The 18,354-nt window shown below is 54.9% G+C and carries 20 protein-coding genes; 16 read left to right on the forward strand and 4 right to left on the reverse strand.

From position 1 onward, the window contains the following. Positions 1-32: 32 nt before the first annotated feature. A complete protein-coding gene (locus tag DK507_RS01335) occupies positions 33-977 on the forward strand; it encodes a right-handed parallel beta-helix repeat-containing protein (protein WP_109354252.1) in 945 nt (314 codons plus the stop codon). 105 nt (positions 978-1,082) lie between these two features. Here DK507_RS01335 and DK507_RS01340 read toward each other — a convergent pair whose 3' ends face one another. Beyond that, a complete protein-coding gene (locus DK507_RS01340; protein ID WP_254054218.1) occupies positions 1,083-2,756 on the reverse strand; it encodes an alkaline phosphatase family protein in 1,674 nt (557 codons plus the stop codon). 83 nt (positions 2,757-2,839) lie between these two features. Between DK507_RS01340 and DK507_RS01345 the strand changes: the two genes are divergently transcribed. Continuing rightward, positions 2,840-4,984 carry a protein-disulfide reductase DsbD gene (locus DK507_RS01345; RefSeq protein ID WP_109354253.1) on the forward strand — a complete coding sequence of 715 codons (2,145 nt, stop codon included), beginning with the start codon at positions 2,840-2,842 and terminating at the stop codon, positions 4,982-4,984. A gap of 42 nt (positions 4,985-5,026) precedes the next feature. Beyond that, positions 5,027-5,644 (forward strand): redoxin domain-containing protein, encoded by a 618-nt coding sequence (locus DK507_RS01350; RefSeq protein WP_109354254.1) that lies wholly within the window; start codon positions 5,027-5,029, stop codon positions 5,642-5,644. Between the two features lie 255 nt (positions 5,645-5,899). Here DK507_RS01350 and DK507_RS01355 read toward each other — a convergent pair whose 3' ends face one another. The 3 genes from DK507_RS01355 to uvrB all read right to left on the reverse strand — a co-directional run bounded on the left by DK507_RS01355 (position 5,900) and on the right by uvrB (position 9,694). Then, the gene (locus tag DK507_RS01355; protein ID WP_162558836.1) at positions 5,900-6,274 is read right to left on the reverse strand and encodes a hypothetical protein; all 375 of its coding nucleotides are present in this window, start codon (positions 6,272-6,274) and stop codon (positions 5,900-5,902) included. Positions 6,275-6,600: 326 nt separating this feature from the next. Next, on the reverse strand, positions 6,601-7,404 hold the full coding sequence (locus tag DK507_RS01360) for a class I SAM-dependent methyltransferase (protein WP_109354258.1): 804 nt from the start codon (positions 7,402-7,404) through the stop codon (positions 6,601-6,603). A gap of 112 nt (positions 7,405-7,516) precedes the next feature. Next, positions 7,517-9,694: an excinuclease ABC subunit UvrB gene (gene uvrB / locus DK507_RS01365; RefSeq protein WP_109354260.1), complete on the reverse strand. Its 2,178-nt coding sequence runs from the start codon at positions 9,692-9,694 to the stop codon at positions 7,517-7,519. A 149-nt stretch (positions 9,695-9,843) separates the two neighbouring features. On the opposite strand from uvrB, the gene DK507_RS01370 reads away from it, so the two are divergent. The 13 genes from DK507_RS01370 to DK507_RS18140 all read left to right on the forward strand — a co-directional run bounded on the left by DK507_RS01370 (position 9,844) and on the right by DK507_RS18140 (position 18,339). Continuing rightward, a complete protein-coding gene (locus DK507_RS01370; RefSeq protein WP_254054239.1) occupies positions 9,844-10,371 on the forward strand; it encodes a DUF3617 domain-containing protein in 528 nt (175 codons plus the stop codon). 40 nt (positions 10,372-10,411) lie between these two features. Continuing rightward, on the forward strand, positions 10,412-11,563 hold the full coding sequence (locus DK507_RS01375) for a serine hydrolase (RefSeq protein WP_109354262.1): 1,152 nt from the start codon (positions 10,412-10,414) through the stop codon (positions 11,561-11,563). A gap of 63 nt (positions 11,564-11,626) precedes the next feature. Further along, entirely contained in the window at positions 11,627-12,010 is a 384-nt protein-coding gene (locus DK507_RS01380; protein ID WP_109354263.1) for a VOC family protein, read from the forward strand. Positions 12,011-12,014: 4 nt separating this feature from the next. Continuing rightward, on the forward strand, positions 12,015-12,407 hold the full coding sequence (locus DK507_RS01385; protein ID WP_109354264.1) for a VOC family protein: 393 nt from the start codon (positions 12,015-12,017) through the stop codon (positions 12,405-12,407). Between the two features lie 28 nt (positions 12,408-12,435). Continuing rightward, positions 12,436-13,773: an amidohydrolase gene (locus DK507_RS01390; RefSeq protein ID WP_254054219.1), complete on the forward strand. Its 1,338-nt coding sequence runs from the start codon at positions 12,436-12,438 to the stop codon at positions 13,771-13,773. A gap of 6 nt (positions 13,774-13,779) precedes the next feature. Further along, a complete protein-coding gene (locus tag DK507_RS17985) occupies positions 13,780-14,127 on the forward strand; it encodes a TraR/DksA C4-type zinc finger protein (protein ID WP_109354267.1) in 348 nt (115 codons plus the stop codon). Beyond that, complete coding sequence (locus DK507_RS01400) at positions 14,124-14,717, forward strand: hypothetical protein (RefSeq protein WP_109354271.1); 594 nt, start codon at positions 14,124-14,126, stop codon at positions 14,715-14,717. The genes DK507_RS17985 and DK507_RS01400 overlap by 4 nt, the downstream gene beginning before the upstream one ends. Positions 14,718-15,010: 293 nt before the next feature. Beyond that, positions 15,011-15,349 carry a helix-turn-helix transcriptional regulator gene (locus DK507_RS01405; protein ID WP_109354822.1) on the forward strand — a complete coding sequence of 113 codons (339 nt, stop codon included), beginning with the start codon at positions 15,011-15,013 and terminating at the stop codon, positions 15,347-15,349. After that, entirely contained in the window at positions 15,342-15,842 is a 501-nt protein-coding gene (locus DK507_RS01410) for an SRPBCC family protein (protein WP_162558838.1), read from the forward strand. The genes DK507_RS01405 and DK507_RS01410 overlap by 8 nt, the downstream gene beginning before the upstream one ends. Before the next feature lie 76 nt (positions 15,843-15,918). Further along, positions 15,919-16,416, forward strand: a complete 498-nt coding sequence (locus DK507_RS01415; protein WP_254054220.1) for a YbgC/FadM family acyl-CoA thioesterase — start codon at positions 15,919-15,921, stop codon at positions 16,414-16,416. Positions 16,417-16,428: 12 nt separating this feature from the next. Beyond that, a complete protein-coding gene (gene tolQ / locus DK507_RS01420; protein WP_109354276.1) occupies positions 16,429-17,127 on the forward strand; it encodes a protein TolQ in 699 nt (232 codons plus the stop codon). A 3-nt stretch (positions 17,128-17,130) separates the two neighbouring features. Further along, a complete protein-coding gene (gene tolR / locus DK507_RS01425; RefSeq protein ID WP_254054221.1) occupies positions 17,131-17,571 on the forward strand; it encodes a protein TolR in 441 nt (146 codons plus the stop codon). Positions 17,572-17,592: 21 nt separating this feature from the next. Further along, positions 17,593-18,339, forward strand: a complete 747-nt coding sequence (locus DK507_RS18140) for a cell envelope biogenesis protein TolA (protein ID WP_109354277.1) — start codon at positions 17,593-17,595, stop codon at positions 18,337-18,339. The last annotated feature ends 15 nt before the right edge of the window (positions 18,340-18,354 follow it).

An 18,354-nucleotide genomic window follows, 5' to 3' on the forward strand; every position in this document is an offset into this window, starting at 1 on the left:
GAAATAACCCGCGTTTTTCAGGAGCTTCGTACGTGAGATTTTCGGTCCCAACTCTTCTTGCAGGCCTTTTGGCTGTCGCCAACAGCGCGGCAGCGCACGCACAGGATAGCACACCGTTTACGGTCGCGGAAAACGGACAGGGCTTTTACAGCCTGTCAGAGGCGGTCGAAGCCATTGGCGCGCGCCGCGGCACTATTGTCATCGCACCGGGTGCCTATGGTGATTGCGCAGTCCAGACCGAAGGACAGATTACCTATCGCGCCGAGATTGCCGGGCAAGCCATATTTGATGGCGGGATTTGCGAAGGCAAGGCATCACTGGTGCTGCGCGGGCGCGCGGCCATGGTGGACGGCATCATCTTTCAGAACCAGCGCGTGCCCGATGGCAATGGCGCGGGCATAAGGCTGGAACGTGGCAATCTGACCATCACCAATGCGCTGTTTCGCAACGCCGAACAGGGTTTGCTGACCGCCGATGATGCCAGTGGCAGCATTGTCATTGACCGCTCCACTTTCCAGCGGCTGGGCCGCTGTGACCGCGGACTTTCTTGTGCGCACAGCATCTATATTGGCGATTATGGCTCGCTGCGCGTCACCAACAGCCGTTTTGAAAAAGGCAGCGGCGGTCATTATGTGAAAAGCCGCGCACCCCGGATCACCGTCACCAACAGCAGTTTTGACGATACCCAGGGGCGCACTACCAACTATATGATCGACCTCCCGGCCGGTGCCTCTGGCGTGATCAGCGGCAACGTGTTCGTGCAGGGCGAGAACAAGGAAAACTGGAGCGCCTTTATCGCTGTCGCTGCCGAGGGCAAAAAACACAGCGCTGCCGGTCTCAACATCCATTCAAACAGCGCATCTCTCGCCAAAGGCGTTGAGCGCAACACATGGTTTGTTGCCGACTGGAGCGGTGACCAGATGCGCATCGCGAATAACCGGCTGGGCCGGGGCCTGACCCGCTACGAACGGCGGTAAGTTTGAAGCTATTGTGCTCCGCACTCGATGCGGAGCCTAGAGTAGATCGTAAGAACAGCCATCCCGGGCTCCGCATCAAGTGCGGAGCACATCGCTCTATAAAAACTACCGACAGCTATCCCCCGGACCGCCGTCAATATCCAGACAGCGGCCGTCAAATTCGCCTTCAGGAACATCAAGGCCGATGATCGCGGCCAGGGTCGGGGCGATATCGACCGTCTGTACCGCCAGTGGCTGTTCAAAATGGCTCATGCCCTTGCGCCAGAACAGGATCGGTACACGCCGGTCATATTCCCACGGGCTGCCATGGGTCGCGACATAGCCGCGCATGGCTGTGGCAATCGGCGTAACCGATTTTTTCAAAAGCACGATGAAATCACCGGACCGGTCCGGATGAAAAGAAGCGCGCGCTCTTTCCTCCATAGTCCATTCCTGAACCGGTCCCTGCGGCATCGGCATGGCGGCGAGATCCGCCCCATCAAACACCGCATGGACCTGGGGGTTATTACGCATCTGTTTGATTGCCTCGGCCTTCACTTTGGCTCTGGTATCGGCATCCAGTGCCAAACTGACATAATAGTCGCCGAACGGACTGTCGGCATAAAGCACCGGATCTTCAACGGTCAGCGACAGCGCCTGTTTGACCTGTGCGCCAATATCTTTTGCATTGAGCCCCGCATCAACCCGCTGGGCCTTTGGCGCGCCTTGCTGTTTCAAACGTTCCGGCAAGTCATGGCCGCCATGGTCCGCCGTAAGAACGACCAGATAGTCGCGCTCCATCTCGTCCAGCGCATCGAAAAACTGTCCCAGATTCTTATCCAGCTCGGACAGGTTGATGCACATTTCCACCCCGCCGGTGCCAAAGGCGTGACCGACATAATCCGTTGCAGAGAGCCCGATATTCAGGACATCGGTAAATTCAAACGTGCCGAGCCGTTCATCCTGAACCATTTTTGCCGCCAGCGCCAATATCGCGGCATCAAAATCGGGGGACGCGCGGAAAATCGATCCGCCATTTTCAGGGCGCTGGAACCGGTAGGTGCCCACTGCACGGTCTGCGTCAACCGAAATCGCCCGGTTGCGGGTCTCGCAATGGGCCGGGACCGCCATGGGCGCACGCGGGCGGGCGAGCATCGTCTTGAGATCCGCGTTGAATTTGGCAAGCGCGGGCAGCATCAGGCCGCCTTGCTTGGTTTCAAATCCTTCGCCCCGCCACCAGAATATCATGTCCGGCGCGTTGCCGCCCATCATCAAGGCCGAACGGTCTTTGCCTGCCACCGCCATATTGCGGGAATCAGGTGACAATGTCTTTAACCGCTCGCCCAATGTCGGCACCAGCAGGTGCCATGCCGAGGCCACATAGTCGCCCTGCGTCGCAGCCGTGATGCTGCCAAAGCTCGTACCCTCAATCCGTTCATCTTCTGCGCAATAAATGGTTTTGTCCTCGCGCTTCACGCCCAGATCAATCCAGTTATTGGCGATAATGCCAGCGCGCCCGGGATGAACGCCGGTCATGATGGTTGCATGCCCCGGACAGGTTTCGGTCGCGGCATGCCCCTGATAGCCCGATGGGAAGACCGCGCCGCTTGCTAGACGTTTCAGGCCACCGGTAAAGGTACTGCGATATTCGCTGAACAGATCGGACGAAAACTGGTCCACCGATATGGCTATGACCAGTTTCGGCCTGCCGGCCTGTTCTTCGCTGTGATCTTGGGCATTGGCCGCGGCGGAAATTGCGATAAAAGCTATGAAACCTGTAACATATTTTATGACGCGCACGAATAATCCCCATGGTATAAAGCGGCTATGGCAAGAGAGCCCCGGATAGCCTAACAGCGTTAAAGACAAAATGGTGAGTTTTTATGACATCTAACAGCTCTTTGCCGACCATCCGGTCAGCTCAGAATATCCGGACAATGTTCCACATCTTATTGGCAACGATCTTGCTCGCTGCTTTTATGAGTATCATCCCGGCTGAGGCTCAGGTCGATCTCAACAAGCGCGAGCTTAACGTACCCGCCACGCTGGTTGCTGAATCGCGGCAGGTGCAAGCAGGACAAAGCGTAACCCTAGCCTTTGTCATGACCCCCAAGCCAACCTGGCACGGCTATTGGGAAAACCCGGGCGACGCCGGTATCGGCATGAGCTTTGACTGGAACCTGCCCGACGGTGTGACAGCAGGAAAAGCACAATATCCAGTTCCGGATACGCTGCTGATTTCCGGAATCATGAACTATATTTACAAGGGCGACTACGCCGTCCTCGTCAATCTGGTCGTGTCGGAAAGGGTCAAGCCGGGACCGCTGCCAATCTCTGTCAAATCGGAATGGCTAGCCTGTACCGACGAGATTTGTGTGCCCGAACAAGACGAGCTTTCCATCAATCTGCAAGTCGTCGGGCCGGATGCCGCTGTATCGCTGGATAATGCGTTTAACGGCTATCGTGAAGCGCTGCCACGCCAGCTTGGAAGCGCCGCGACCTTCATGGTCAAGGATGACCTGTTCCGCCTGTCAGTTCCCTTTCCGGCCGATATTGACGTTGACACACCCTATTTCTTTATCAAGGAAGACGGGATTGTTGACTATGCTGCACCGCAAAAAGTCAATCGCGATGGCGATAGCCTGATCATCGAAACCGGCGCCCGCGGTGATGGCCTGCATAATATCTCTGGCGTTCTGAAAATCGGCCCAAGCACCGGGTTTTCCCTGAAAGCCGCCAGCGGCGATGTCGAAATGTCCGGCGCACCTCTGGTCAGTAGCGGAGATAGCGGAAATTTTCTCAGTGGTGGCGACCAGTCTAACGCGTCTTTGCTGTTGATAGCTTTGGGCGGAGCTATTGTTGGCGGATTGCTGCTCAACCTGATGCCCTGTGTTTTCCCGATCCTTAGCCTGAAAGCAATCAGCCTTGCCAAAGCGGGCGGCGATGAAGGCGTAGTTCGCCGCGATGCACTGGCTTACACGGCCGGGGTCGTCGTTGTCGCGACGGCATTGGGCGCCTTGTTGCTGGCCTTGCGTGCCAGCGGCGCTGCTGTTGGTTGGGCCTTTCAGCTGCAGGACCCTAGGATTATCTTCGTGCTGCTGGCTCTTGTAACCGCGATCGGGTTTAACCTCGCCGGACTGTTTGAACTGCCAAATGTCAATTTCGGCAACAAGCTGGCCGACAAGGATGGGCCCGCTGGCTCTTTCTGGACAGGCGCGCTCGCTGCCTTTGTTGCGACCCCATGCACCGGTCCGTTCATGGCGGCGGCCCTGGGTGCTACTATCGTTCTGCCCCCTATTGCAGCTTTGGTCATTTTTGCCGGACTGGGGGTAGGATTGGCTTTACCCTTCCTGCTTATCGCTTTCGTCCCGGCTATCCGCAACCGTTTGCCCAAACCGGGCGCCTGGCTGGACAGCTTCCGCAAGGCGATGGCCATTCCAATGTTCCTCACCTCCATTGGTTTGATCTGGTTACTCGGAAGGCAGATTGGCGAGGACGGGCTGGCGCTATCGCTGATCTTCCTGTTGTTCGTCGCTTTGATCCTCTGGTGGTTTGGCGGCGGTCAGATGAAAGGGTTATCGCGCGGCATGGCGACCACAGGCGCACTAACCGCTGCGATTATCGGCGGCATAATGTTCTTGCCCAATGAAGAAGCGATGGACAACCAGCGGTTGGCAACAGCCTCCTCCGCCACTTTGCCCAGCGAACCGTTTAGTGAAGCGCGATTGGCAGAATTGCGTGCTACTGATCAACCGATTTTCGCTTATTTCACGGCCGATTGGTGCATAACCTGCAAAGCCAATGAAGCCGCAGCCGTTCAGCGTCAGGAAACCGCCGACGCTTTTGCCGCGGCCAATGTTGCGGTGTTGATGGGCGACTGGACCCGCCCTGATCCAGCAATCAGCAGATTTCTGGAAAAGCACGGACGTGCGGGTGTTCCACTGTATCTCTATTATGCACCGGGCGAGGAGCCTGTTATATTGCCGCAGATTTTGACCGTCGGGACACTCACCGATTTGGTCACATAATTGGAAACCCCAGATCTGGATCATATGATAAGGAGAGCCCCCATGTTTTATAAGACCGCCCTCACATCCATTGCCGCTGTTGCCGCGATCAGCGTCGCGATGCCGCTCGCCGCTGCGCAGAAAAACGGAGCCGTCGCTCAAGACTTCAAACTGACCGACATGTATGGAAAAACTGTCCAGCTTTCCGATTTTCGCGGCAAGACCGTAGTGATGGAATGGCACAATCCGGGATGCCCATTTGTCGTCAAACATTATGATAGCGGCAATATGCAGGCGACCCAAGCTGCGGCACGCAAACAAGGAGCCGTCTGGCTGACCATAAACAGTGGCGCACAAGGAAAACAGGGTTACATGAAAGGCCCAGAGGCGCAGAAACTGACCAAGGAGCAGGGCATGAATTCAGACCATTATCTGCTCGATGTCAAAGGCGTGGTCGGCAAGGCCTATGCCGCCAAGACAACACCGCATATGTATATTATCGATGGCTCCGGGAAGCTGGTTTATCAAGGTGGTATCGATGACAAACCAACTGCAAATAAGGCCGATATCAAGGGCGCTCGCAATCATGTCACCGCGGCTCTGACGGAACTGAATGCTGGCAAGAGCGTTAGCGTCGCACAATCGCGGCCCTATGGCTGTTCTGTCAAATATGCGAGCTAAGGTGGGTTTTTGAAATAGGAAGAAAAGTAGGGCCGTCGCGCGATACACAACCAGCGCGCCAGCCCTACTCCCCCAAAAGCCCGGCGGCTTGCAAACCCCCTGAAAGCCCCCGTAAACACGGATTGCCGGACCTAAACTGTAAGCAACAATGCCTGTTACTGATCAAAGGATCGGAGGACGGGTTTAATACACAACACAAACCTGCCCCCCGCCTTTGTTCCGACGGCAAGCGACCCTAAGCCGCCGCCGGTCAAACTAGTGACCCGTCAGGTTAAACTTCTTGGTGCCGTTGGCGCCAACAAGTTCAATGCCCTTTGTACCTGACAGGCCAGAGAGCGGCATTGATTTCTCATAACGTTCGACCCCCATCGAAACATTATGGTCATTTGCCGCGTGCGCTTCCCACGCTAACTCAATCTTCCGATATTCGGGCTCAGGATCGCCCAGTACCGGTAATAATCGTACATTCGCACCGGACTTTGGTGCTGGCCCTGACACAATCAGGTACAGCCCCTGGCCTAAAGTTGGGCCAGCCCGCAGTTCGGCAGAGTCGAAATCAGCAGCGTTCACACGACCGGATTTCCCGGGCGCGGCCATCATGCCGGCTTTCATCTGTTCGTCATTGTTCACAACAAGCTCCATAAGAACCTCTCTGTCCAAAACCGAGATGCTGACCGCGGCTCATCCTTGTGGCCGGTGTTTCACTATTCGTGTCAGCTCGTAACTACGCAACTTATGTAGGACTCTTTAGCCCAACCGGGCCTGAACCGTCTTGTAAACTGTTGTAACTATCCGTAAATCGTTGAAAGTATATTACAATTATGTAGAATTTTTACGGCAAAAGCCGATTGCCCGCTCCAATATATGCTGCACTGCACAAAAAATCAGGGCGAATCGATTCGCCCTGACTGTCTTTTTCGATGTGATTCGCCGCTGTGGGCTAATGACAGCTATGTTCAAGCGGGCTTGCGAAATTTCATCACAAAGCGGTTGGTTTTTCCGCGTACCGATGGATCGAAGACATTTTTCTCCAGATCATCATCCGGATTGACGAACATGTCGCTTTCCGCCTCCAGTACAAAACCTGCTTTTTCAAAATCAGCTTTGGCGGTGGCAGGATCAATCCGATGGGTTTTCTCCACGACGGCTCTGGTGTCTCCAGCATTGCCGACATGATCGACAACGGCAACGATGCCACCGGGCTTCATACCGGCATAAAGCTTCATCAAAAACGCCGCGGGATCCATGCGCGGAACTTTAAACTTTTCACTTTCCCAATAGAGATCGTGGTAGATGAGGTGCATCATCGCAAAGTCAAAGCTGTTCGCTTCCGGCGAATAATCACCTAATTGTGACGGCACCAGGGACACGCCGGTTTGCCGGTTGGTAATCCCTGCCCACTTCGCCTTCGCGGCATCGCTCGACACAAATTGTGGCGGGTTAACGGCGACGACCGATCCTTGCGGACCTACGGCTGCACCCATTATTTCACTATAATAGCCGCCACCGGCAAATATATCGAGTACGGCATCGCCGGTCTTCAGTCCCATAAAAGCGAGTATTGCAGCTGGCTCACGACTGGCATCGAGTTTCACATCAGCTTCGGAACGGCCGGGAGACGCAACAGCAGCAGTATAATCAGGTCCGGTCTGTGCTGCGCCTTCCTGCGCAACGGCAGCTGTTTGATTGCCATCATAGGCTGCAGCGCCCAGTGCCAGTGCCGAGCACGCCAAGGCGGTAAAAACTTTCGATTGCATCATCTCTCTCCCCATTTCGTTATCGCCGCAGCATGAACCTGGCTCTCTTCGAGTTCAACCGGGGCCTCTGTCGTTTGTCTACCGGAGCATGTGGTTAGTCGAGAAAAACCGCCGTTCAGAATTTTCGCTGCGTCTTGCCATAGCGCATCTTGCGCGTACCTGGTTTGCCTTCTGTCGCGCGGCCTTTGGGTTTTGCCAGTTGCAAGTCCGCCGGCAGCCCCAATTCGTCTGCCTCCAGCTTACGGATCTCATCGCGCAATCGCCCTGCTTCCTCGAACTCAAGATCAGCCGCCGCATCGCGCATACGTTTTTCGAGGCTTTCGATATGGCTGCGCAGATTGTGGCCAACAAGATGATCGGTATCGTCATCAATCGGAACGGTGACCTGATCCTTGCTCGCGACATGGGCGACAATATCACCGATATTTTTCTTGATCGTCGTCGGTGTGATCCCGTGCAGCTTGTTATAGGCCTCCTGCTTTTCCCGCCGCCGTCCCGTTTCATTCAGCGCCCGTTCCATCGAGCCTGTAATCCGATCCGCATAGAGGATCACCCGGCCCTCGACGTTACGCGCCGCGCGGCCGATCGTCTGGATCAGCGATGTTTCGGAGCGCAGGAAACCTTCCTTGTCCGCATCCAGTATCGCCACCAGTCCGCATTCGGGAATGTCCAAACCTTCGCGGAGCAGGTTGATCCCGACCAACACGTCATAAACGCCAAGGCGCAAATCCCGGATTAACTCGATCCGCTCCAGCGTTTCGACATCGCTGTGCATATAGCGAACTTTCAGGCCCGCCTCGTGCATGAATTCGGTCAGGTCCTCCGCCATGCGCTTCGTCAGTGTTGTGACCAGGGTACGATAACCTTGCTGCGCCACTTTCTTGCACTCATTGATCAGATCATCGACCTGATCCTCAACCGGCTTGATTTCCACCGGCGGGTCAATCAGTCCGGTCGGACGGATCACCTGTTCGGCAAACACGCCGCCGGTCTGCTCCATCTCCCAAGGCCCCGGCGTTGCCGATACGCTGACCGTCTGTGGCCGCATCGCGTCCCACTCGTTGAAACGCAGCGGACGATTGTCGATACAGCTCGGCAGCCGGAAGCCATATTCGGCCAGCGTGATCTTGCGGCGGTGATCGCCCTTTGACATCGCGCCAATTTGCGGCACCGTCTGGTGGCTCTCATCGACAAACAGCAAGGCATTGTCGGGCAGATATTCAAACAATGTCGGCGGTGGCTCGCCGGGCAAACGGCCGGTGAGGAAGCGGGAGTAATTCTCGATACCTGCACAGCTACCGGTTGCCGCGATCATCTCCAGATCGAAATTTGTGCGCTGTTCAAGCCGCTGATGCTCCAGCAGCTTGCCCTCGGCCTCCAGCTCTTTGAGACGCACGCCGAGCTCCAGCTTGATCGCATCCATCGCCTGCTTCATCGTCGGGCCGGGCGTCACATAGTGAGAGTTGGCGAAAATCCGAACCTGATTGAGACTCGCACCCTTCTTGCCGGTCAGCGGATCAAATTCGACAATCTCCTCAATCTCGTCGCCAAAAAAGGAAATTCGCCACGCCATATCTTCATAATGCGAAGGAAAAATTTCAAGATTGTCACCGCGCACCCGAAAATTGCCGCGCGCGAAGGCCTGATCATTGCGCTTATATTGCAGCGACACGAGCTTTCGGATGATATCGCGCTGATCCACCGCCTGCTCTTTTTTGAGATCAAAGATCATCGCCGAATAGGTTTCGACTGAACCGATACCATAAAGGCAGGAAACGGACGCGACGATGATCACATCATCCCGCTCCAGCAGCGACCGGGTTGCGCTATGACGCATCCGGTCAATCGCCTCGTTTACCGAACTTTCTTTCTCGATATACGTATCTGACCGGGCGACATAGGCTTCGGGCTGGTAATAGTCATAATAGCTGACGAAATATTCGACCGCATTATTGGGGAAAAAGCTTTTAAACTCTCCGTAAAGCTGTGCGGCAAGTATCTTGTTCGGAGCCAATATCAGTGCCGGGCGCTGGGTCTTTTCGATAATCTTCGCCATCGTAAAGGTCTTGCCTGACCCCGTTACGCCGAGCAGAACCTGATCCAGTTCATCGCCTTTTATACCTTCGACAAGTTCCGCGATGGCTTCGGGTTGATCACCGGACGGTTCGAAGTCGCTGACCAGTTCAAAGGCCTTCCCGCCTTCCGATTTATCAGGTCGAACCGGCTTGTGGGGGACGAAATTTTCATCGGTTTGCGGTTCCGCCAAACCTTCTCTGATAACCAGTTTTGCCATGCAAGTGATATGGAACAAAACGGGTCCATTGTCATCCCCCAATATCGCCGGAGCGAAGACGTTACACTTCGCAAATTTACAATATCGGCCAATCGAGTTATGGGAATCTAGGGTTCAGTAATTAGATGAGGGAAATCCAAGTGAAGAAGATGATATTATCGGTTGCCGCCGTGGCATTGCTGGCGGGCTGCTCAAGCAATGAAGCGGATGCTGATGGCGACGGCAACATCAGTGCCGAGGAAGTGGCAAAGGTCATGAACGAAGTGACCCTTGAACCCGGCGAGTGGGAAAACACGGTCGAGATTGTCGACGTACAAATCGAAGGCCTGCCGGAAGGAGCGCCTGCGAACATGATGGATTCGATGAAGACGACGACCGTAAGCAAAACATGTATCACCGAAGAGCAGGCCAAAAACCCGGGCGCAGAATTTTTTGCGGCCCAGGAACAGACCGATTGCAAAATCAAGAAGTTTGATATGAGCGGCGGCGCGATCAACTCAGAAATGTCCTGTTCCAATGTCGGCGCACCGGGCGAGATGAATATGGTCATGACCGGCCAATATGGTCCCAGCAACTATGACATGACCATGAAAATGGACGGAGGCGCTGGCGGCATGAAGATGAACATCACCGCCAAAAACAACGGCAAACGGATCGGCGCGTGCCCGGCAGGTTAATCTGTTGATCTCGAAAATTGCAAGACACGGAGCAGAGGCCATGGGCTTTTGCTCCGTTTTCTTTTGCCTATTCTGTTTGTCGCCATTGAACGCGTCAGCACAAACCAGCGCGCCGCCAGCAGCGATCAAGATCAAATTTGATGCAGAACAGTCCGCAACCGCAGCCATTCAGGGCCTGTCCAGCCGCACCACCGGCCGAGCCCTGATGCCCGATGATCCTGTACGGATAGCGTCCATTTCCAAAACGTTCGTTGCCCTAGCGGTCATGCGGTTGGTCGAGCAAAATACGCTGCAGCTGGACGCCGATATATCCACCTATCTTGGCTGGAATCTGCGTCACCCGGACTATCCGGATATTCCTATCACCCTGCGCATGCTGCTTTCCCATCAGGCCGGCCTGCGGGATGGAATAAACTATGCCCTGCCCATGGATGCCAGCCTGGAAACCGAGCTGAAAAATGGAAAAGCCTGGGATTCCGATCACCGTCCTGGCACATATTTCACTTATGCCAATCTCAATTTCCCCATAACCGCAGCGGTGATGGAAGCAGCCACCGGCCGGCGCTTTGACAACATCATGAAACAGCAAGTCTTTGATCCTCTGAAACTCGACGCCTGTTTCAACTGGACTTTGTGCAGCGATCAAAAAATTACCGCCGCTGTCACCCTTTACCGGGCCAATGGCGACATCGCCCGCGACGATTTGCGCGGGACAAGGGAGGCCTGCCCGATCGTGCCCGCCAGTGACGGCAGCTGCAATATGACGCGCTATCGATTGGGCCAGACGGGATCAATATTCAGCCCGCAAGGCGGCCTTCGTATTTCCGCTACAGACCTGGCAAAAGTCGGCCAAATGTTGCTTCGCAATGACGGCACCTTTCTCAGTAAGAAAAGCATCGCAACAATGATCACCCCTGCGTGGAAATATGATGGTACCAATGGCAACAGCGCGGACGGCTATTTCTGTACCTATGGTCTGGCGGTCCATATTCTCGCTGCACCAGGGCGCCCCGCATCCTGCAAAGATGATCCTTTTGGAGATGGCGAAATGCGCTTTGGCCATAGCGGCGAAGCCTATGCCCTGAAGTCCGGCCTCTGGATCAATCCGGCGCGCGGGCGCGGCACCGCTTTCTATAGAACGCAGGTTCCTGAAAATGATCCGTCAGGTCATTGCATCTATTTCTGTGAGTGATAGGTTTCACTCCGAAACCGAATCAACAAACCCTCAATCGGTTCTCAATCAGGAGAAATACAGATGATCGCCTACACCATGCTCGGCACGAATGATAAAGACAAAGCCGTTGAATTTTATGACAGGCTTTTCGAAGGCACAGATATCAAGAAGCTGTTCCAGACACCTTTGGGCGGCCAATTTTATGGCAAAAAACCAGGCCAGCCGATGATCTGCATCACCAATCCCTATGACGGCAATGAAGCCTGTTTCGGTAATGGCACCATGGTCGCCCTGTCCTTTGATGACACCGATCAGATTGATGCCCTGCATGCCAAGGCTCTGGAACTGGGAGCAGTCGATGAAGGGGAACCAGGCTGGCGCGCGCCAGACGTATTCTATGGTGCCTATTTCCGCGATCTCGACGGTAACAAACTATGTGCCTGCAAAATGAATATGGGAGGCTGAGGCGATGATCGGTTATGCAACTTTGGGCACCAACAATGTTGAGAAAGCCCGTGAATATTATGATGCACTGCTCGTCGAAATTGGAGCCAAGCGATTGATGGAACTCGAAGAAGGCGGTTTCACGCTTTATGGCACCGAAATGGGCGCGCCCTCCCTTGCCATCACCCAGCCTTACAACGGCGAAGCAGCCGTCCCCGGCAATGGCAATATGATCGCTATACCCTTTGAAGAACGATCCCAGATCGACAGCTTTTACAATAAAGCCATTGAACTGGGCGGCAGTGATGAAGGCGCGCCCGGCGTTCGCGGCGATGAAGGACCGCAAGCCTTTTACGCTGCCTATTTTCGCGATCCTGAGGGCAACAAACTTTGCGCTTTTCGCGTCGGCCCTGCATAAGGAGGAAAATTCCACGGGGAGAAAACTCTTGAAACATCTGATTCTGGCTTTGGCAGCGGGCAGCGCACTCATCTCTGGTGCGCCGGTGATTGCCCAATCGAACGATCTCGCAAAGGCCGTAGCGGCAGATTATGACAGCAAGCTGGAAGCGTTGTTCAAGGATTTTCACCGCAATCCCGAACTGTCCTACAAGGAAGTCCGTACGGCTGGCATTATTGCCAAGGAATGGCGCGCGGTCGGATGGGATGTGACCGAAAAAGTGGGTGGCACCGGTGTGGTCGCCGTCATGAAAAATGGCGACGGCCCGACCCTGATGCTGCGCGCCGATATGGACGGCCTGCCGCTCGTCGAAGATAGCGGGCTAGACTATATGTCCACCGTGACCCAAGTCAGTATTGATGGCGAGGAAAAGCCCGTCATGCACGCTTGCGGTCATGATGTTCATATCACTTCTCTGATCGGCACGGCGCGCCGTTTGTCAGCGATGAAGGATCAGTGGCGCGGCACGATTGTTTTGATCGCGCAACCGGCTGAAGAGCGCATTGGCGGCGCCAAGCTGATGATGGATGATGGCCTTTACAGCCGCTTTCCTAAACCAGACTTTGCCATGGCTTTTCATGTTTCCGCTGACACACCAACCGGCAAGCTAGCGCTGCGCGAAGGCATCACCTATTCCTCCTCCGACAGTGTCGATATTACCGTACACGGCGTTGGCGCGCATGGCGCATCGCCGCATCGCGGCAAGGACCCGATCGTGATGGGCGCGCAGATCATTATGAACCTGCAAACCATTGTCAGCCGGGAAATCGCGCCGCTACAACCGGCAGTCGTGACGGTTGGTGCATTTAACAGCGGTTTCAAGCACAACATCATTTCCGACAAGGCGACGATGCAGCTTACGGTCCGGTCGGATGATCAGGAGACACGCGAAAAGCTGCTCGAGGGTATCAAGCGCATTGCCGAAAATGTGGGCCGGATGAACGGCCTGCCCGAAGACAAATTGCCCGAGGTCAAGATATCGCACGAGCGGACCCCGGCCACCTATAATGATGTGACATTGTCACGGCGGATCAGAAACCTGTTTTCCGAACGCTTCGGGGCAGACGTTTTTGACGATCAGCCGCGCCAGGGCATGGGCGCAGAGGATTTCGCCTATTTTGTGGCACCCAATACAGATGTACCGGGTGTCTATTTCTCAGTCGGCGGAACGCCGCAAGCGGACTTTGATCGCGAAGATGCCGGCGGACCACCAGTGCCGTCGCATCACTCGCCCTTCTTCAAGGTCGCGCCGAGAGAATCGGTAACATTAGGCACCGAAGCGATGACAGCCGCAGCCCTGGATTATCTTGCCCCGAAAACCGAATAGGCGGCGATGGCTGACGATCTCTCCAATAGCCAGATCGCGGCCCTGAAGGTCCTGTTGCTCGAACGACAGGCGGAGCTCAAAGCGCTGGATGAAGAAGCTGCGGGTTGGAGCGATACGGTGGAACTCGACCAGCAAAGCGTTGGCCGCCTGTCACGGATGGATGCGATGCAGCAACAGGAAATGGCACAGGCCGAGGCGCGCCGACGGGTTAATGATCTGGCGCGGATCGATATCGCGCTCAAACGCATGGACGAGGACGAATATGGCTGGTGTGCCGAATGCGGCGAACTCATTGCCTATAAGCGCCTGGAAATTGATCCCGCCGCGGCGCTATGCATAGGCTGCGCGTCATGAGTTTATTAGCATCCCGCTGGACACCGCTTCTTGTTGGCCTGCTTCTCAGCATCGGTGCGGTTGGGGCGGGCTTTATCACGGGCACAGAGCATATCCAAGGCGCGCAGCTTTCCGCACGCTGGACCTCGCGGGTGGGTGTGCCGGTGTTTCTGACCGCCTACCTCGCCTCGACGCTTTTCCGACTATCCAAAAATGACCTAACGAAAACCCTGATGCGGCGGAGGCGACAATGGGGGCTGGCCTTTGCATGGACACATAGCGTGCATCTGGCGGCACTGATCTATTATCTGGTCATCGCTAAAGCGCCGCCAGATTTAATTACGGTATTAGGCGGCGGACTTGCCTATTTCATGATCTATGTGATGGCATTGACGTCCAACAACCGGTCAATGAAACTTTTGGGCAAAAACTGGAAACGGCTTCATGTTTTTGGAATCCATTATATCTGGTTTATCTATGTTTTTACCTATATCGGGCGACTGGCCGATCCAGAACTAAATCATGTCGGCATAGTTGGTGCCGGCATATTGTTCGGTGCACTAATCATTCGGCTCTATGCCAAATGGCGCAAACCCCTCGAAAAGCAGTAAAGACTGGCTCAAAAAGAGTCTATTTCGCATGCCGCCTCTATATTAGGTTTTGTTGAGCTATTTTCACCACGTCATTCGAAGCCAAAGTTCACACATATCACACCCCCTTTTGTGGAGAGGTTTGCCGAAGACGGCAATGTGCAGGACTGATATTCAAAACTGAGAAAGAGCGGCAATAAGTTTAGCTTTTCCGGGCAATGTAGGAAAGCCTGTAGCCGCCGAATCCAGCATGGACATCTACCTCTCGGAACAAATATCTTGACATGCAACTATATGGTTGCATAATTGCAAGCATGACCGATATATTCCACGCCCTTGCCGATGAGTCGCGCCGCCTGCTTCTCGACCGTTTGTTCGAAAAAGGCGGGCAGAGCCTGACCGACCTATGTGAAGGTTTTCCCATGTCCCGTCAGGGCGTGGCGAAGCATCTCGGCATACTGGAAAAAGCCAATCTGGTTTCCGTCCATTGGCAGGGGCGGAGCAAGCTTCACTATCTCAATCCCGTGCCGCTCGGTGATATTGTCCACCGCTGGGTCGGCAAATTTGAAGATGCCCGCATCGCCGCGCTGACCGATTTCAAAGATCAGATCGAAGACAATCAAAAGCCAAAACAGGAGAAACGCCGTGCCTGATTCCACCACCATTGAAACCATAGCCACCCGTGCCTCAACCGGAGAACCATGCGCGCCGGATTTCGTCTACACCATCTATATTGCCGCCAGCGCGGAAAAGGTCTGGAACGGCCTGATTGATAGAGAGATGACCAAAGCCTATTGGGGTCATTATAATGAATCCGACTGGAAACAAGGATCACGCTGGGAACATGTTGGCAGCGACAGCGGCAAGATCGACGTAAGGGGTCAGATTATCGAAATCGATCCGCCGCATAAAATGGTCTGGAGTTGGGCCTTTGCAGACGAGGCAGACGAACCGGCAAAGCTGTCGCGGGTGACTTATGAACTGGTTGCACTGGGCCCTGATACGAAATTGACCGTGACCCATAGCGAACTGGAACCCGGTTCTTCGATGGATATCGGCGTTCGTGAAGGTTGGTCTGCCGTTCTCAGCAACCTCAAGAGCATGATCGAAACCGGTAAAGCCATGTCAGAAGAGGATTGGAAATGATTTCCGATAGTTAACCGCCAAATAGACTCAAATTTACGCTGAACGGAATCATTAGCACTTTCCCCGCTGGAATCAGGTGACTAATGTCCCGAAGATGGATGCAACCAGCAATCTTCCGTCTGATATCAAGCCGCATGAAGGTGAGTTTCGCGACCATCATCACTATTACGCCTGCCGGGTCTATTATGAAGACACCGACTTTTCCGGCATTGTCTATCACGCCAATTACCTGAAATTCATGGAACGCGCGCGCTCCGACATGCTGCATCAACTCGGCATGGACCAGCGTGCGGCGTTTGAAGCGGATGATGGCGCTTATGCTGTGGTGGATATGCACATTAAATATATTGCGCCGGCCAAATTTCAGGATAATCTGCTGGTCATCAGCCAGGTAAGCAAATTGCGCAAAGCCAGCGTGAATATCGAACAAATCATCATGCGCGGGGACGAAAAAATAGCGTCAGCCAGCGTTCAGGCAGCCTTCCTTACGCCCACCGGGCGACCACGGCGACAGCCGGAGGCATGGACGAACGCCTTTGCGTCTGTCATCGCCGATGATGAAGAACAAAATTAAGAGGAAATACCCTTGCTAGACAGCCTTTCGATCCACGCAGCATCCGGCGAATTTTCTCCTTTTGCCCTGTTTCTACAAGCGGATATCATCGTCAAGCTGGTGATGATCGGCCTGTTATTCGCGAGCGTCTGGACGTGGATGATCATTGTCAGCTTTGCGATGAAAATTGGTCAGGTCGGAAGAAAGTCGGACCGGTTCGAAAAATCCTTTTCCAAAGCCAATGATGTCGACAAATTTTATGATGACCATAGCAAATCCGGCCTGCCCATGGCCAAGGTGCTGGCGTCGGGCATGCGCGAATGGCGGCGGTCGACGGCACGCGGACCGATTGACCGGGATGGCACGCGGCAGAGGCTGGCAACCGCGATGAATGCGACTATTGCGCATGAAGTGGACAAGCTTGCCGACCGGCTGAATTTTCTCGCCACCGTGGGCAGTGTCGCCCCCTTTGTCGGCCTGTTCGGGACGGTCTGGGGCATTATGCGCAGTTTTTCGGCCATTGCGGCAGAGCAGAATAGCTCGCTGGCCGTGGTCGCTCCGGGCATTGCCGAAGCGCTGTTTGCCACGGCCATCGGCTTGTTCGCGGCGATTCCAGCGGTTATCGCCTATAACCGCTTCTCCCACCGGCTCAATAAGCTGGAAGCCCGCATGGGCCGCTTTGCCGACGGATTCCACGCGACGATGAGCCGCGAACTGGAACTGGGGGAATAAGCCATGGGAATGGACCTTGCCCCCAGTAATGGCCGCCGCAATCGCGGCCGTGCACCCATGTCAGAGATTAACGTGACACCTTTTGTCGACGTCATGCTGGTGCTGCTGATCATTTTCATGATCACGGCGCCTCTGCTCGTCACTGGCGTGCCAGTAAACCTGCCGGAAAGCCGCGCCAATGCACTGGACCAGGATCAGGAACCAGTGCAGATTTCCATAGATGAAGAAGGCCGGATATATCTGGGTGAGGAAGAAATGAGCCGAAATGCCTTGGCAACACGGCTAAGCGAAATTGCCGCAAACCAGAACGCGGAAGACCCCCGGCAGATCATGCTGCGCGGCGATGAAACGCTGGATTATGGCCTGATCATGGCGGTCATGGGAGAGCTCAACCGGGCCGGCCTGAACCGTGTGTCTTTAGTCACAACAGGTTCATCTGAGTGAAATTAGAAATTAAAGGCTGTTATGGAAAGAGCTGAAAAAATTGGCTTGGGCGTCGCGGCTGGCGGGCATATTGCCCTGTTCGGCCTATTGTCGCTCAGCCTGCTATCTCAGCCGGACGACGCCTATAAGTCAAAGCCCATAGAGGTCATGATTGCTGATGAAGTCGGCCTCGAAAGCGCGTCTCCCAATCCTGCTCTGGTCCCGCCCGCCACCAGCATAGCGCCCGAGCTCGGTGATCCTGAACCAGCTGAATTAAGCCAACCTGCTCCTGCAGAACTCGCGCCCGCGCCGGAGGTCAAACCGACGCCGCCGCGTGAAAAACCAGCTGCAAAACCCAAACCAGACCCTGCGCCCAAGAAAAAACCCCGGGGATCGCGCCTTGGCAAGGATTTCCTGAAAGGCGTTACCGATCAGTCATCTGTCAGCCGAAACCAGAATATCGCTGCGGAAAAAGCATCATCCAGCGCGGTTGCTTCATTGCAGCGGGAACTGCTCCGGCAGGTCAAACCCCATTGGAAACCTCCAACCGGCGCTGACGCCGAGAAATTGCGCACAAAGGTCACCGCACGACTGGACCGCAGCGGCAATATTGTCGGCACGCCCTCGGCGACTACAACAGGCATAAACGCCAGCAACCGGTCTCAGGCCGCGATCCACAAGGAGCGTGCGATTGCCGCAGTAAAACTGGCGGCGCCCTTCAAGACATTTCCCGAGAAATATTATAATGAATGGCAGGTAATCGAGCCTGTCCTCTTCCTTGGCGTATAGGCTCGGTAACTAGGA

It is taken from the genome of Sphingorhabdus sp. EL138 (genome assembly GCF_900258045.1).
Classification (GTDB): Bacteria; Pseudomonadota; Alphaproteobacteria; order Sphingomonadales; family Sphingomonadaceae; genus Parasphingorhabdus.

Excerpts from the sequence above, each read along its gene's own strand:
- DK507_RS01345 (WP_109354253.1), top strand. The coding sequence starts at position 2,840 with ATGACATCTAACAGCTCTTTGCCGACCATCCGGTCAGCTCAGAATATC.
- DK507_RS01350 (WP_109354254.1), top strand. The coding sequence starts at position 5,027 with ATGTTTTATAAGACCGCCCTCACATCCATTGCCGCTGTTGCCGCGATC.
- DK507_RS01360 (WP_109354258.1), bottom strand. The coding sequence starts at position 7,404 with ATGATGCAATCGAAAGTTTTTACCGCCTTGGCGTGCTCGGCACTGGCA.
- uvrB (WP_109354260.1), bottom strand. The coding sequence starts at position 9,694 with ATGGCAAAACTGGTTATCAGAGAAGGTTTGGCGGAACCGCAAACCGAT.
- DK507_RS01370 (WP_254054239.1), top strand. The coding sequence starts at position 9,844 with ATGATATTATCGGTTGCCGCCGTGGCATTGCTGGCGGGCTGCTCAAGC.
- DK507_RS01375 (WP_109354262.1), top strand. The coding sequence starts at position 10,412 with ATGGGCTTTTGCTCCGTTTTCTTTTGCCTATTCTGTTTGTCGCCATTG.
- DK507_RS01380 (WP_109354263.1), top strand. The coding sequence starts at position 11,627 with ATGATCGCCTACACCATGCTCGGCACGAATGATAAAGACAAAGCCGTT.
- DK507_RS01385 (WP_109354264.1), top strand. The coding sequence starts at position 12,015 with ATGATCGGTTATGCAACTTTGGGCACCAACAATGTTGAGAAAGCCCGT.
- DK507_RS17985 (WP_109354267.1), top strand. The coding sequence starts at position 13,780 with ATGGCTGACGATCTCTCCAATAGCCAGATCGCGGCCCTGAAGGTCCTG.
- DK507_RS01400 (WP_109354271.1), top strand. The coding sequence starts at position 14,124 with ATGAGTTTATTAGCATCCCGCTGGACACCGCTTCTTGTTGGCCTGCTT.
- DK507_RS01405 (WP_109354822.1), top strand. The coding sequence starts at position 15,011 with ATGACCGATATATTCCACGCCCTTGCCGATGAGTCGCGCCGCCTGCTT.
- tolR (WP_254054221.1), top strand. The coding sequence starts at position 17,131 with ATGGGAATGGACCTTGCCCCCAGTAATGGCCGCCGCAATCGCGGCCGT.
- DK507_RS18140 (WP_109354277.1), top strand. The coding sequence starts at position 17,593 with ATGGAAAGAGCTGAAAAAATTGGCTTGGGCGTCGCGGCTGGCGGGCAT.